General features: G+C 39.4%; 16 protein-coding genes and 2 pseudogenes. 17 read left to right on the top strand and 1 reads right to left on the bottom strand.

From position 1 onward, the window contains the following. The first annotated feature begins 150 nt into the window (after positions 1–150). From VK080_RS04005 to VK080_RS03925, 17 genes and pseudogenes are all read left to right on the top strand, one after another. Complete coding sequence (locus VK080_RS04005) at positions 151–633, top strand: ArpU family phage packaging/lysis transcriptional regulator (protein WP_324223477.1); 483 nt, start codon at positions 151–153, stop codon at positions 631–633. 824 nt (positions 634–1457) lie between these two features. After that, positions 1458–3146 (top strand): annotated as a pseudogene (locus tag VK080_RS04000) (MMPL family transporter); the annotation flags it as partial. A gap of 189 nt (positions 3147–3335) precedes the next feature. After that, positions 3336–4358, top strand: a complete 1023-nt coding sequence (locus VK080_RS03995; protein WP_308437241.1) for an efflux RND transporter permease subunit — start codon at positions 3336–3338, stop codon at positions 4356–4358. A 7-nt stretch (positions 4359–4365) separates the two neighbouring features. Continuing rightward, complete coding sequence (locus VK080_RS03990) at positions 4366–4941, top strand: TetR/AcrR family transcriptional regulator (RefSeq protein WP_010652061.1); 576 nt, start codon at positions 4366–4368, stop codon at positions 4939–4941. 129 nt (positions 4942–5070) lie between these two features. Continuing rightward, positions 5071–5619 (top strand): cupin domain-containing protein, encoded by a 549-nt coding sequence (locus VK080_RS03985; RefSeq protein ID WP_044477091.1) that lies wholly within the window; start codon positions 5071–5073, stop codon positions 5617–5619. Between the two features lie 371 nt (positions 5620–5990). Then, positions 5991–6209: pseudogene (locus tag VK080_RS03980) on the top strand (TlpA disulfide reductase family protein); the annotation flags it as partial. Positions 6210–6315: 106 nt separating this feature from the next. Continuing rightward, complete coding sequence (locus tag VK080_RS03975; protein ID WP_089060883.1) at positions 6316–6795, top strand: DsrE/DsrF/DrsH-like family protein; 480 nt, start codon at positions 6316–6318, stop codon at positions 6793–6795. An 85-nt stretch (positions 6796–6880) separates the two neighbouring features. Then, positions 6881–7180 (top strand): rhodanese-like domain-containing protein, encoded by a 300-nt coding sequence (locus tag VK080_RS03970; protein WP_010652058.1) that lies wholly within the window; start codon positions 6881–6883, stop codon positions 7178–7180. 20 nt (positions 7181–7200) lie between these two features. Then, entirely contained in the window at positions 7201–7776 is a 576-nt protein-coding gene (locus VK080_RS03965; RefSeq protein ID WP_200411713.1) for a sulfurtransferase TusA family protein, read from the top strand. An 18-nt stretch (positions 7777–7794) separates the two neighbouring features. After that, positions 7795–8199 carry a DsrE/DsrF/DrsH-like family protein gene (locus VK080_RS03960; protein WP_010652056.1) on the top strand — a complete coding sequence of 135 codons (405 nt, stop codon included), beginning with the start codon at positions 7795–7797 and terminating at the stop codon, positions 8197–8199. Between the two features lie 19 nt (positions 8200–8218). After that, the gene (locus VK080_RS03955) at positions 8219–9349 is read left to right on the top strand and encodes an MBL fold metallo-hydrolase (RefSeq protein ID WP_010652055.1); all 1131 of its coding nucleotides are present in this window, start codon (positions 8219–8221) and stop codon (positions 9347–9349) included. 68 nt (positions 9350–9417) lie between these two features. Beyond that, positions 9418–9645 carry a sulfurtransferase TusA family protein gene (locus tag VK080_RS03950; RefSeq protein WP_010652054.1) on the top strand — a complete coding sequence of 76 codons (228 nt, stop codon included), beginning with the start codon at positions 9418–9420 and terminating at the stop codon, positions 9643–9645. A 51-nt stretch (positions 9646–9696) separates the two neighbouring features. Beyond that, positions 9697–10479 carry a sulfite exporter TauE/SafE family protein gene (locus VK080_RS03945; RefSeq protein ID WP_010652053.1) on the top strand — a complete coding sequence of 261 codons (783 nt, stop codon included), beginning with the start codon at positions 9697–9699 and terminating at the stop codon, positions 10477–10479. A gap of 36 nt (positions 10480–10515) precedes the next feature. Then, complete coding sequence (locus VK080_RS03940; RefSeq protein ID WP_010652052.1) at positions 10516–10875, top strand: rhodanese-like domain-containing protein; 360 nt, start codon at positions 10516–10518, stop codon at positions 10873–10875. Between the two features lie 129 nt (positions 10876–11004). Then, the gene (locus VK080_RS03935; protein WP_010652051.1) at positions 11005–11394 is read left to right on the top strand and encodes a DUF302 domain-containing protein; all 390 of its coding nucleotides are present in this window, start codon (positions 11005–11007) and stop codon (positions 11392–11394) included. A 142-nt stretch (positions 11395–11536) separates the two neighbouring features. After that, positions 11537–11797 (top strand): metal-sensitive transcriptional regulator, encoded by a 261-nt coding sequence (locus tag VK080_RS03930; RefSeq protein WP_010652050.1) that lies wholly within the window; start codon positions 11537–11539, stop codon positions 11795–11797. Between the two features lie 146 nt (positions 11798–11943). Beyond that, a complete protein-coding gene (locus VK080_RS03925; protein WP_010652049.1) occupies positions 11944–12300 on the top strand; it encodes a class I SAM-dependent methyltransferase in 357 nt (118 codons plus the stop codon). A gap of 211 nt (positions 12301–12511) precedes the next feature. On the opposite strand, the gene VK080_RS03920 is transcribed toward VK080_RS03925, so the two are convergent. Then, on the bottom strand, positions 12512–12722 hold a 211-nt coding region (locus VK080_RS03920), incomplete at its 5' end, for a hypothetical protein (RefSeq protein WP_324223476.1).

Genomic DNA, 12722 nt, shown 5'->3' with positions numbered 1-12722 from the left:
GCTATCCAACAAGATGATTTGGATCACGCCTCAATTTATTTTCAACGGATAGCATGGGTCATGCATTCATTGGCTAAGCATCACCCTGCCAATTGAAGAAAACCAGGGTTGAAATCAATATCTAAGATGTCAGAAAGGGTGAATCGCTTCATGCAATTCAGCTCGGATGTTGAGAACATATTCACGCAAGAGGAAATTGAAGACATTTTAAAGGATGAACAGAATTTCTATATTGAACATGCGGAAAAAAACTGGCTAAACCGGTATTTTAAAGTAAAAGCCATGGCAAACGAAACGCAAGTACCTAGCATTGTTTCTTCCATATCGGATATGCCTCATGGATCTAGCAATTTCAAAAAGAGTAAGACGGAAATGTATGCCATAAAAGCAATGCAAGCATCAGAATGGCTGGAAAAATTGGATTCAGCCATTCAGTCATTAAGTCCAATTGAACAAGAATTGATTGAATTAAAGTATTTGCGAAAACGAAATGATGGTTCAAGATATAGTGATGAAGTTATTTATCCCCAATTATATATTGGAAGAAAGAAATACTACAAAATGAAAAGAGAAGCACTAGATATATTGGGGCGCAAACTGTATGGGGCTTTTGCTGAAAGAGGATATTCTTAATGATTACTTTTGTTCATACAGTTAAGAAAACGTTATTCGCAATGTTGCTTATATTTTTGTTTATTGCTTTTTCAGTTTTTTGTGGTATTGTGTTTTTGTCTCTCTTTCAGTGGTTTATGCACACTGAATTTTATTTAAACATGGTCAACTCACCTGAATTTTGGATGTGGGTGCTAGGAATTCCATTCGTCATTCTCTTTCTTATTTTTTGCACAAGGATTTAACATGAACCAACTGATTAGCAAATTTGATTTGATCCATGATAATTCTTTTTTAAAAATCAATTTAAAATGAAGTTGCGAAGATTTTCCCCTTTGAGATATGATTATCTTAAAGGGTGTTTTTGGGTAAAAAAACTGTGATGATTATTCCAGAATCGGGCCAGTTAATTGAATAATTAGTTCTGGATCCTTATGAAATTTGCGATACTTGTTATCTGGTTAATGAAGCGCAGGTTGACCAAAGAGAAGCTCATATTATAGAGGGTTAATAAAACCCCATTTGAAAGTGGCCCCGATTTTGAGGCGCTTTTTAATTGTTGCCCAAAATTGAAACTGAAAAAGCAATAGTAAAATACAAAAATAGTTGTGCTAACCCAGTCTGAATTGTTTTACATATTAGTTTCACATGGAGTCCTTTGCATTCCTCATAGTTAACAGCTTTCTTAACCATCCCATACAACCTCTCCCGAAAATATTAATGAGTAAACTTTTCTTTTGTTTAAGCGTAAATAATTTATTTGACAAACAATAAATAAAACGATAATGTAAGTAAGTGATAACTTACATTGTGATCTGTGTTTTTACTTACAGGGGGGATGACAAATGAGGATACTAAAATTTATTGCGAACGGAATCGTGAAGTATCCAATCAGAGTGTTGACAATTACGATAGTCGTTATTTTATTGTTCGCCGTCGGAGCACAGCAGGTGGAATTGGCAACGGGCAACAACACACTTATTGAGGAGGATACCGAGGTTTATCAGAATAACCAAACATTGGAACAAGAGTTTGGTGGTGAATCGATAATTGTGCTGTATGAAGCTGATAATAAGTCCAGCCTATTGACACCTGAAACATTGCACCAAATGGAAAATCTTGAAAGCCAGCTGAGCAGTCAAGATGGTATTTATACAATTGTCGGTCCTCATACGGCAGTCGAAAACATATCGAAAAAAAAGGCGGAAAAATATAAAGAAGGCCTGACAGAAATGGCTGATGGGATGAACGGCATGGGTGAAAAACTTCAAGAAATCAGTGTAAACATCAAAGAAAATGCCACCGGACAGTCATTGCCGGATTTCGAATCAAAAATTTCCGAAATGGAAAAGCTCATCGGCAGGATGGTCGAAGGTCAGAAAAAACTTGAGCGGGGTTCAGGTGAATTGCTGGATGGCTATTCCAACATGGGAAGCCAGCTAAAAGATGTTGCAATGAAACTGCAGCAATCCGCAATACAAATGGAGAACAATGCTGAGGGCCCTGCCGGACATAAACAGGCTGCAAAGTTCAAACATTTTGGTGTGAAGCTTAATGCGATGGGAGATAAAATGATTGATGCATCCGTGAAAAGCGCTGGGCTTCCGAATGTATCGGGAAACACCATTAATGGTCTGCAAGGTCTGGACAAAGGTTTGAAGAATCAGCAGAGTCAGTTGCACGAAATAAGCGAGCGACAGGGTCAACAGCAAAAAGATCTGCAAGAACTTGCGGGCGGACTGGCAAAAATGGGAGAAAACCTTGTTTCCATGAGTGAAAATCTTAGGGAAATGATTGCTTTTTCTGACAGCATGTCCCCTGTCATCCCGAAAAAACTGAAGACACTTGAAAAAATGATTTATGAAGATGACGGATCACTTCGCAGCATATTTGATGACATGCTTATTGATGGACAATATATGACTTTCATGGTCAAGTTTACGGGTGATGCTACAGACACCAATAAAAGTAAAGCAGTTGCTTTTGTAAAGGATTATATGGAAGAGAACCCGATTGAAGGAATAGACACAATGGTGTCGGGAAAGCCGGTTTTGGATGATTCCATCCGGACAGAGATGAAAAATAGTATGCAAAAAATGATGGGTCTTTCGATTTTATTCATGATTATCGTGCTTGGACTTGTGTTTCGGGTGAAATGGCGCATTCTGCCACTTGTGATAATCTTGATTGCTGTAATTGGAACAGTGGGATTAATGGGATGGATCAGTGTGCCGATCACAATGGTTTCAATGGCGGTTTTCCCGATTTTGATTGGCCTCGGCATTGACTATGCTATTCAATTTCAGGCCAGGTATACAGAAGAAATGAAAGGGGGGAAACACTAAATGATGAAAAACAGAAGCACTGAAGGCGTCAAAAAAACTGTAACAAAGATGGCGCCTGCTGTTCTTACCGCTCTTTTGGCAACAGCAGTAGGTTTTTTATCCTTGTATACTTCACCGGTACCAATGATACAAGACTTTGGAAAAATGCTTACCATTGGTATGCTAATCAGTTTTATCGTTGGTTTGTTTATCCTGATTCCAATACTATTTACACGTGATTATTTTTTCACAAAATCGACGACAGAGAATGTAAAGATAAATACCGGGGAGTCAAAGGTGAACACCGGTTTTAGAAAAATCACTAATTCAATCATTAAACTCAGATGGCTAATCCTTTTTTTAGCAATTGTTACAGCAGCTTCCGGGATCTGGGGAGATATGTATACAGGTGTTGAAACAGATGTGGAAACTTTTATGCCTCAGGATACGCAGGAACTGGAGGATATCCACAAACTGCGTGATATTCTGGGTACAACCGATCAAGTTTCCATCATGTACGGCACAGACAATGTGCTTGATGAAAAAACATTGAAATGGTCGGAAGAAATGACTAATTCCCTTGAACAGGAATTCCCATCCGTTATAGTTGACACCAATTCCTTGTCAGCACTTTTAAAGAAAATGAATGAAGGTGAAATGCCGAATCAGAAAAAAACAGCTGACATTATTGAAGACATGCCGGAAGAACAGTTAAAACTATTTATAAACGAAGAAAGAAACAAATCTGTTATAAATGTTGGTATCAAGCACCTGGAAGCAGAGCAACTGCAGACTTTTATCACGGAAACAAAAGAATATGTTGCAGGTAATAAGCCAGATGATATCAGTGCGACAATAACTGGTAAAGCGGTTGTAGATGTGGAAATGGTAACAGCACTAACGACAGGCAGATATAAAATGACCCTGTTGGGCATGGGTCTTGTTTTTCTTGTCTTATTACTGATTTACCGGCACCCGATAAAGGCTTTCATTCCCCTGCTGCCAATTGTGTTTATAGTTGGCTGGTCAGGCGGGGTTATGTACTTGTTTAATATTGATTACACTCCTTTAACAGCAACACTTGGCGCACTGATTATCGGTATTGGAACAGAGTTTACGATCCTTATAATGGAGCGGTTTTACGAGGAACGCAAAAAAGGTTTCAAAAGCCGGGAAGCAATCTTAACAGCCAATGAAAAAATAGGTAAAGCTATATTTGCTTCAGCCTTCACAACAATTGGCGGATTCAGTGCTTTGCTTATATCTGATTTCGTGATTTTAAGCAATTTTGGTATGATGATATTAGTGAATATTTCCTTTGCCCTTTTGAGTACGATCATTGTACTGCCCACAATATTGGTAATCCTTGACCGATTTGTGCGTACAAAAAGTGATAAGGGAACAGAATTTGTAACGGGGTGAAATAGGTATGCGAGATAAAACGGATCAAATTTTGAATGCAGCAATCAAGGTATTCATTTCAAAAGGGTTCCTACAGTCCACCACTCAGGAAATCGCTAAGGAAGCCGAGGTGGCCGAAGTAACACTTTACCGCAAATTTTCTACGAAGCAGAAGCTCTTTGAGACTGTGGTGAAAAAAGCACTGGAGAATGAATTTCATGCCAAAGTCATGAAGTTCGCGGAAGAACCGGGAACAAAGGAATTTTTTAAACGCATTCTGGATGATCGATTTACAGCTTTGTCAAAAAACCATATGCTTGCAAAGACACTGCTTGCTGAAAGTTTTATGGGACATTTAGCTGACGAAATTAATTTTCCCGTTATTATTTTTAATGGATTAAAAAAAGGATTGGATATACACTTTGCCGGATTTGAAAATAAACCTGATACAAACCTTCTTGCAAGGCAAATAGGGGGTATTCTTCTCGGCAGTCTGACATTCCCGCCGGAAGTGCCTTATCATAAGCAGTCCATACAGCAAAAGGCAGAGCTGTTAAACGTGCAGGTGCATGCTTTGGAAACTTTTATCCCCCGTGGTAATTGAATGGTTGCAGGAACACACGAGAGACTGAGACATTATTGTTTTTTCGAGAGAGATACAAAAGTAACTGAAAACAAACTTGGGACATATTATGATATTGTAATATATAATCACAAGAAAGGATTGAAGAATATGTCTCAGTATGAATATCCTTATTCCTACCCTTCAATTTGTAATTGTGGCAGGGTACCATATAGCTGGGGGGCAGCAAATGAATTTTATGCAAACCAACATTGGCCATACGCAGACCCCCGCAGCTATACGGGGCCCATGCTGCAGGATCATGGAAAAGAGCCATTTGTTCTGAATATAGATCAGGCTGCCAAGCAAAACAGTACTTTTCGTACAGCCATATGGACCGGGGATAACTTACAGGTTACATTGATGAGTATTGGAGTCGGGGAAGATATAGGTTTAGAAGTACATCCTGATGTGGATCAATTTTTACGTGTTGAAGCAGGCCAAGGAGTCGTTCAAATGGGAGATAGGAAAGAAAGTTTATATTTTCAGGATAGAGTTTTTGATGATTATGCAATTATGGTACCTGCAGGCGTATGGCACAATCTGATTAATACGGGTCGTACACCGCTTAAACTTTACACAATCTATGCCCCGCCTGAACATCCGTTTGGCACTGTTCATCGTACAAAGGCAGAGGCAATGGCTGCTGAGGAAAATTAAATCAGTTTTATTAGACGTGCAAACTTGAGAATGCTGATCAAAAAAATTGATTGCATGTCATTAAAAGTCAGGTTTCGACCGGGGGTGGATCTGGTCGTTGCCTGATCTTTTGTCTAAAACTTAACTTTTTCAAATAGGTTAGAGCACCGTTTTATTATTTTCATCAAGTTTTCATATTCATACTTTACTATGAATCATAAGAAAAAACCGGTTCAAGTGGAGGCGAAATCACCTCACCACCGCCTGCCGGTGAAAAGGATGATGTCAAAGAGATAGATAAGGTGGGGGTTTCAGTAGGACAAATTGCTCCGGACTTTAAATTAAAGACGCTCGAAGGAAAAATAGTGCGCTTGTGAAATTACCGGGGTGAACGTGTTATCGTCAATTTTTGGGTTACATGGTGTCCCTCTTGCAGAGCAGAAATACCTGATTTTCAAAAGCTCTATAAAAATAAGGATGTGGAAATATTAGCGGTTAATCTGACATCAACGGAAGAAAGGAAAGAAGGTGCAAAAAATCAAGTAGCATTGGTTATCACAAAAAAATGGGATATGCGCTTGACAAAATACCTGGCAGGGTATATAGTGTAACATGTAATGTTTTTAAAGGGGTTCAGCAAAAATGCGAACCCTATTATTAAACGGTATATAATACCCATACGGGTATTCGTAAATAAAAGGAGTTGAAAATTAATCAATGCAGGACAAAAAGAAAACAACAATTGTTTTGTTCAGTGGTGATTATGATAAAGCAATGGCTGCATATATTATCGCAAACGGCGCGGCAGCCTATGACCATGAGGTGACTATATTTCACACATTCTGGGGATTAAATGCGCTCCGGAAAGATAGTCAGGTTCCGGTAAAAAAGAATTTTCTCGAAAAAATGTTTGGAAAACTCATGCCGCGTGGTACAGATAAAATGGGCATATCCAAAATGAATTATTTGGGAATGGGACCAAAAATGATTAAACGTGTTATGAAAAAGCACAATGCTATGCCTCTTCCCCAATTGGTGGATATGGCTCAGGAACAGGATGTTAAACTGATTGCGTGTACCATGACAATGGATTTGCTCGGCCTTCAAAAAAAAGAACTTCTGGATGAAATTGAATACGGCGGTGTGGCTGCTTATGTTGGAGAAGCAGAAGAAGGCAATATCAGTCTATTTATTTAGAATAATTTAATACCCCTACCCATATTGGTAAAAGGGGGTTGATTTAAGGATCTGTTAAATAACACTATCAAGGAGGTAAATTCAATTGAAATCAGTAAAGACGAACAAACTGGAAGAAAGAATCAAAAACAAAAGTGATGTAAATGTTATTGATGTACGCGAGGATGATGAGGTGGCACAAGGGAAAATAACGGGTGCGAAACACATTCCGCTTGGTGAGATTTCGGATCGAATCAATGAAATAGATAAAAACAAACACTATTATATGGTTTGCCGTTCGGGCGGCCGTAGTAGTAAAGCATGTGAAATTCTTATGAACCAGGGATTTGATGTAACAAATGTTGATGGCGGTATGCTCGCCTGGACAGAGAAAGTGGAGAAATAAATTAAAGGAGGCATTGATTCATGGGAATTACAGCAAATGAAACAGTGGATGCAAAGGGACTTGCTTGTCCAATGCCAATTGTCAAAACAAAAAAGGCTATTTCTGATTTGGCTCCTGGGCAGGTTATGGAAGTACAGGCAACCGATAAAGGATCCACAGCCGATATTAAGGCCTGGGCGGAAAGTACAGGTCACCAGTACTTGGGCACTGTTGAAGAAGATGACGTGCTGAAGCATTATTTGCGCAAAGCAAGTGATGATGAAGTGAAAAATGAAGCAAACTATGATGATGTGATTGATTTACAGGTGTTGCGGAATAAAGTCGATGGACTTGAAGATGTAACGATTCTTGATGTTCGTGAACAAGCAGAATATGCATTTAATCATATTCCGGGCGCAATCAATGTTCCGCTTGGGGAATTGGAAAACCGAATGGATGAAATAAATACTGACAAAGAGATTCATGTTATTTGCCGTACGGGGAGCCGAAGCGACCTTGCAGCCCAAAAGCTGTCACAAAAAGGTTTCAAAATCGTAAAAAATGTGGTGCCGGGCATGGCTGAATGGGATGGCCCAACGGAGAAATCCACAAAATAATTGAAGGAGGAATAAACAATGGAAAACAATAACACACGCGTAGCAATAATAGCAGCAAATGGTGGTATGTTCGATGCCTATAAAGTATTTAACATTGCAACAGCAGCCGCCGCATCGGATAAAGAGGTAGGGATATTCTTCACATTTGAAGGACTCAACCTGATTCATAAGGAGGCTCACAAAAACCTGGCGATGCCGGAAGGGAAAGAGCACTTCAAAGAAGGCTTTGAAAAAACGAACGTTCCATCCATCAGTGAGTTGTTGGAAATGGCTCAGGAAATGGGTGTCAAAATGATTGGATGTCAAATGACAATGGATGTTATGAATCTGGAAAAAGACGATTTTGTGGAAGGAATTGAAGTCGGCGGGGCAGCTTCATTCATTGAATTTGCCAAAGATGCTGATATTTCACTGACATTTTAAACAGTAGGAGGCTAATTGTATGACAAAAAGTATTACGACTGATGAACTCGCAAAACGGGTTGTCAACCGTGAGGAGACTCTCATCCTGGATGTTCGGAATACGGATGAGTTTGATGATTGGAAGATCGAAGGGGACAGCGTTGAAATAATCAATGAACCTTATTTCAATCTGCTCGATGGCGTTGACGCTATAGCGGATAACGTTAATAAAGATCAGGAAATAATTGTGGTTTGTGCCAAGGGGGGCTCATCAAAAATGGTGAGAGACCTTTTAGAAGAAGAAGGTTTTACACATGCTTATGACTTGGAAGGTGGCATGAAAGCCTGGAGTGAACATTTGGAGCCTGTCAAAATAGCAGACTTGAATGACGGTGGAAGTCTATACCAGTTTGTACGTCTTGGAAAAGGCTGCTTGTCATATATGGTCGTTTCCGACAAAAAAGCAGCGGTTGTTGATGCTAATCGTATGACAGGTATTTATGAACGTTTTGCTGAAGAAAAAGGTGTATCGATTGAGCATACGATTGATACGCATCTTCACGCTGACCATATTTCGGGTGGACGTCAACTCGCTGAAAATACCGGAGGCACGTATCATTTACCGGATAAAGATGCGGAAGAAGTAACATTTGATTATGCATCATTGGAAGAAGGAACAGATATTACTGTCGGCAACACAACTATTCAGGTACAGCCAATCTATTCACCGGGACACACAATTGGAAGCACATCGTTGATGATTGATAACAAATACCTGCTGACCGGAGATATTCTATTTGTGAAATCGATTGGCCGCCCTGATTTGGCTGGAAAGGCTGAAGATTGGGTCGGAGATTTGCGGGAAACGTTATACAGCCGTTATAAAGAACTGTCTGACGATCTGATTGTATTGCCCGCTCACTATTCATTTGTGGATGAACTTGGAAATGACGGAAGTGTCAAGGCACGGCTTGGTGATTTGTATCAGCGTAATTCAGGTCTGCAGGTGGAAGATGCACAGGATTTCCGGAAAATGGTAACGGAGAACCTGCCGCCGCAGCCAAACGAGCACGATAATATTCGTCAGACCAATATGGGTAAAATGAACCCGGAAGCTGAAAAACAGCGCGAAATGGAGATTGGCCCGAATCGCTGTGCAGTACACGGTTAATACATTTAACTGAATGGATGGGTCCAGAAACAGCACGGTGATTAAAAAATTACAAGGAGGAACTTATGATGGAAGCAGTAAAAGTATTAGATGCAAAAGGAATGGCATGTCCTATGCCGGTAGTAAAAACGAAAAAGGCAATCGAAGAAATTGAATCGGGTGAAATTCTGGAAGTTCATGCGACAGACAAAGGTGCAAAAAGTGATTTAACAGCTTGGACTAATTCAGGTGGTCACGAGCTGGTGGATCAAACTGAAGAAAATGACGTACTGAAGTTCTGGATTAAGAAATCCTAACGAGGGGCCCCTTATTCAGGGGTCTTTTCTTTTTATGAAAGGAGTATGGCTATGGAATACAGTTTAATGTTCATATTAGTCCTGTTTTTAATTGGATTTGGTGGTTCATTCCTATCCGGGATGGTTGGTATCGGTGGTTCCATTGTTAAATATCCGATGCTGCTATACATTCCGCCTTTATTAGGACTATCAGCGTTTACAGCGCATGAAGTTTCCGGCATTAGTGCCGTTCAGGTTTTGTTTGCTACAATTGGCGGGGTATGGGCATACCGGAAAGGTGGATACCTAAATAAAACACTGATTATTTATATGGGGATAAGTATCCTGCTTGGAAGCTTTATTGGTGGTTATGGTTCCCAGTTCATGACGGATGGCGGCATCAATTTTGTGTATGGTGTAATGGCTACCATCGCAGCCGTTATGATGTTTGTTCCTAAAAAAGGGATCGACGATACCCCGCTTGACCAGGTTACATTCAACAAGTGGCTGGCTGCATTTTTTGCATTTGTAACCGGTATTGGGGCCGGAATTGTAGGTGCGGCAGGCGCATTTTTATTGGTTCCAATTATGCTGCTTGTGCTGAAGATACCGACACGTGTGACGATTGCATCTTCACTTGCCATTACATTTCTTTCAGCCGTTGGTTCAACGGCAGGTAAAATAATGACGGGCCAGGTGTTACTTATTCCGGCTGTGATCATGATTATTGCTAGTCTGATTGCATCTCCGCTTGGTGCAAATGCCGGTAAGCGAGTAAATACGAGAGTATTACAAGGCATTCTTGCCGTTCTGATTCTGGCAACAGCTGTTAAAATATGGTCGGATTTTTTCTAGGATAACCAGTTACCTAATGGATTAGGAGGGAGTTGGATGGAAATTTTACAATGGATTTTTTTCATTATTATAATTGCATTTGTGGTGAACTTTTTTCTTCCGACAAAAGGAGTTTCGAATATAACCGCAAAAGAAGCAAAAGATAAGTTTGCGGAAAAAGATGTACAGTTCGTTGATGTAAGAACACCGGGTGAGTATAAAGCCAATCATCAGAAGAAATTTGCAAATGTGCCATTAGCCCATTTATCAAAACGTACCGGAGAATTGGATAAAAATAAAGAAGTAGTCGTTATTTGTCAAAGCGGTATGCGAAGCGCAAAGGCAGCCAAAATGCTTAAGAAACAAGGTTTTGAAAAAATATCTAATGTTAAAGGCGGAATGAATGCCTGGGTATGATGATTGATAATGAAGAAGTTTAACATTCCGTCGTATGGGTTAATATTAAACGTTGGATAAAAATTACCAAATATAATTTTATCTGTTTATGGCAGGTAACTTTTTATAAAAAGGGAGTTGTTTAAGGTTATGTTTCATTATACAGTTGAAACGGAAAAATCAATGGAGAAAGCGATTCATGCACTGGAGGAAAACCTAAAGGAAGAAAAATTCGGTGTGCTTTGGCAATTTGATGTTAAAGAAACGTTAAACAATAAAGGGTTTGATTTTGAACAAGCCTATCAGGTTTTGGAAGTTTGTAATCCAAAAGAGGCGAATAATGTATTATCTCAAAATCAGCTTATAGGTTATTTTCTCCCATGTAAAATGGTTGTGTACCAGGATATTGAAACAAACAAGGTTAAAATCGGCATGCCAAAGCCAACAGCATTAATTGAAATGGTTCATGATGCTTCATTACAAAAGTTTGCAGCTGATATAGAGGAACGACTGATTGTTTGTATAGATAAGACAAAATAATATCTAATTACGAAAAAATTTCATCTTTTTTTGTGAATTTTAATACCCCATCATGTATAATAGAGTAAAGGAAATGAATGTATAAAACTGGTTTATGTACAATACAAATACCAGATTCAATAGAGAAAAGGGGTGCCGTCCAATGGATTATGATGATCAGATGAAAAATCGAATGAAACGTATTGAAGGTCAAGTCAGGGGATTATTGAAAGCAATGGATGAAGGGAAAGAATGTCGTGATGTAGTGAACCAGATGACTGCTGCCAGAAATGCGCTTGACCGTACAGCAGCATTGGTTGTTAGCAGAAATCTGGAAGCGTGCATTCGTGAGGCGAAGGACTCCGGTGAAAGTTCGGAAGATCTTATTAAGGAAGCAGTAAACCTGCTTGTGAAAAGTCGGTAATTCTCCTGCAGATGTGTTGAGGGGAAGGAGATAACAATGACTGATAAACGCTTTAACCTAGAAAGAAAGAGCAGATAAGCTTATGAGTGTCGATCGCAGAAAAAACCACCGGAGGAAAATAATCCGGTATTTGGAATTAGATAAAAATGACACGGTTGGCGACCTTGGTAGCAGACACTGGGTTTTTCACGATTCCCATGGCTAAACAGGTACAGGAAGTTTTTGCGGTGGATATTGAACCGAAAATGCTAAGGATGTTGAAGGAAAATGCGGCGAAAGTGCAACTTGAAAACATTCACTATGTTGAAAGTGATCTGGGCCATATCCGGCTGGATTGTTGTTCATCATTGAGTGGGAAGCCGTTAAAACGGGTTCTGATCCGCCGCTTGATCACCGAATTCCTTCCAATGACATGGAGAATTCATTGTAAAATAACTGTTTCAAACCTGAACTTGATTCATTTGAATCCGGAAAATTACGCATTCAAGGCTGTATTGAAATAATAATCTGATAGGCAACAAGTGTTTTATTTTAGATATATGCTTGTTCCGTTAACGGGCGCTATTCCCTAATAAGGAATAGCGCCAATATCGCATATAAGGGCCATATTGTTTAATACATCGTGAAGAAATGTACTTAAGCTAACGGAGCAGGTTAGTTCAAATTCTGTTTTATATAAATAAAAGACGGTGAAAACGCACCGTCTATAATTAGCTATTTATTTTGTGTTAATTCTTTGTAATAAAGGTAATCGACTTTATGCTTGGTAGCCATTAACTGTGAAGCCAAAACCGCCGTATAAACAGTGGTTAGTACAATTGCTCCAATACCAAGACCTGAAAGGTTTATCTTATTAGATGTACTCATTCCATTATTACTTGTGGGTGCTTCTTCCATTTTATTAACCCCCTCATTTGTTATAGGG

The sequence above is a fragment of the Lentibacillus sp. genome (genome assembly GCF_035301925.1).
GTDB lineage: Bacteria > Bacillota > Bacilli > Bacillales > Amphibacillaceae > Lentibacillus.
Note: the sequence above shows the minus strand (reverse complement) of the source record. Positions and strands in the feature narration are given on the sequence as shown.

Coding starts and splice junctions, on each gene's coding strand:
- VK080_RS03995 (WP_308437241.1), top strand. CDS start 3,336: ATGTATACAGGTGTTGAAACAGATGTGGAAACTTTTATGCCTCAGGAT.
- VK080_RS03945 (WP_010652053.1), top strand. CDS start 9,697: ATGGAATACAGTTTAATGTTCATATTAGTCCTGTTTTTAATTGGATTT.
- VK080_RS03940 (WP_010652052.1), top strand. CDS start 10,516: ATGGAAATTTTACAATGGATTTTTTTCATTATTATAATTGCATTTGTG.
- VK080_RS03965 (WP_200411713.1), top strand. CDS start 7,201: ATGGGAATTACAGCAAATGAAACAGTGGATGCAAAGGGACTTGCTTGT.
- VK080_RS03925 (WP_010652049.1), top strand. CDS start 11,944: ATGACACGGTTGGCGACCTTGGTAGCAGACACTGGGTTTTTCACGATT.
- VK080_RS03955 (WP_010652055.1), top strand. CDS start 8,219: ATGACAAAAAGTATTACGACTGATGAACTCGCAAAACGGGTTGTCAAC.
- VK080_RS04005 (WP_324223477.1), top strand. CDS start 151: ATGCAATTCAGCTCGGATGTTGAGAACATATTCACGCAAGAGGAAATT.
- VK080_RS03935 (WP_010652051.1), top strand. CDS start 11,005: ATGTTTCATTATACAGTTGAAACGGAAAAATCAATGGAGAAAGCGATT.
- VK080_RS03930 (WP_010652050.1), top strand. CDS start 11,537: ATGGATTATGATGATCAGATGAAAAATCGAATGAAACGTATTGAAGGT.
- VK080_RS03990 (WP_010652061.1), top strand. CDS start 4,366: ATGCGAGATAAAACGGATCAAATTTTGAATGCAGCAATCAAGGTATTC.
- VK080_RS03960 (WP_010652056.1), top strand. CDS start 7,795: ATGGAAAACAATAACACACGCGTAGCAATAATAGCAGCAAATGGTGGT.
- VK080_RS03950 (WP_010652054.1), top strand. CDS start 9,418: ATGGAAGCAGTAAAAGTATTAGATGCAAAAGGAATGGCATGTCCTATG.
- VK080_RS03985 (WP_044477091.1), top strand. CDS start 5,071: ATGTCTCAGTATGAATATCCTTATTCCTACCCTTCAATTTGTAATTGT.
- VK080_RS03975 (WP_089060883.1), top strand. CDS start 6,316: ATGCAGGACAAAAAGAAAACAACAATTGTTTTGTTCAGTGGTGATTAT.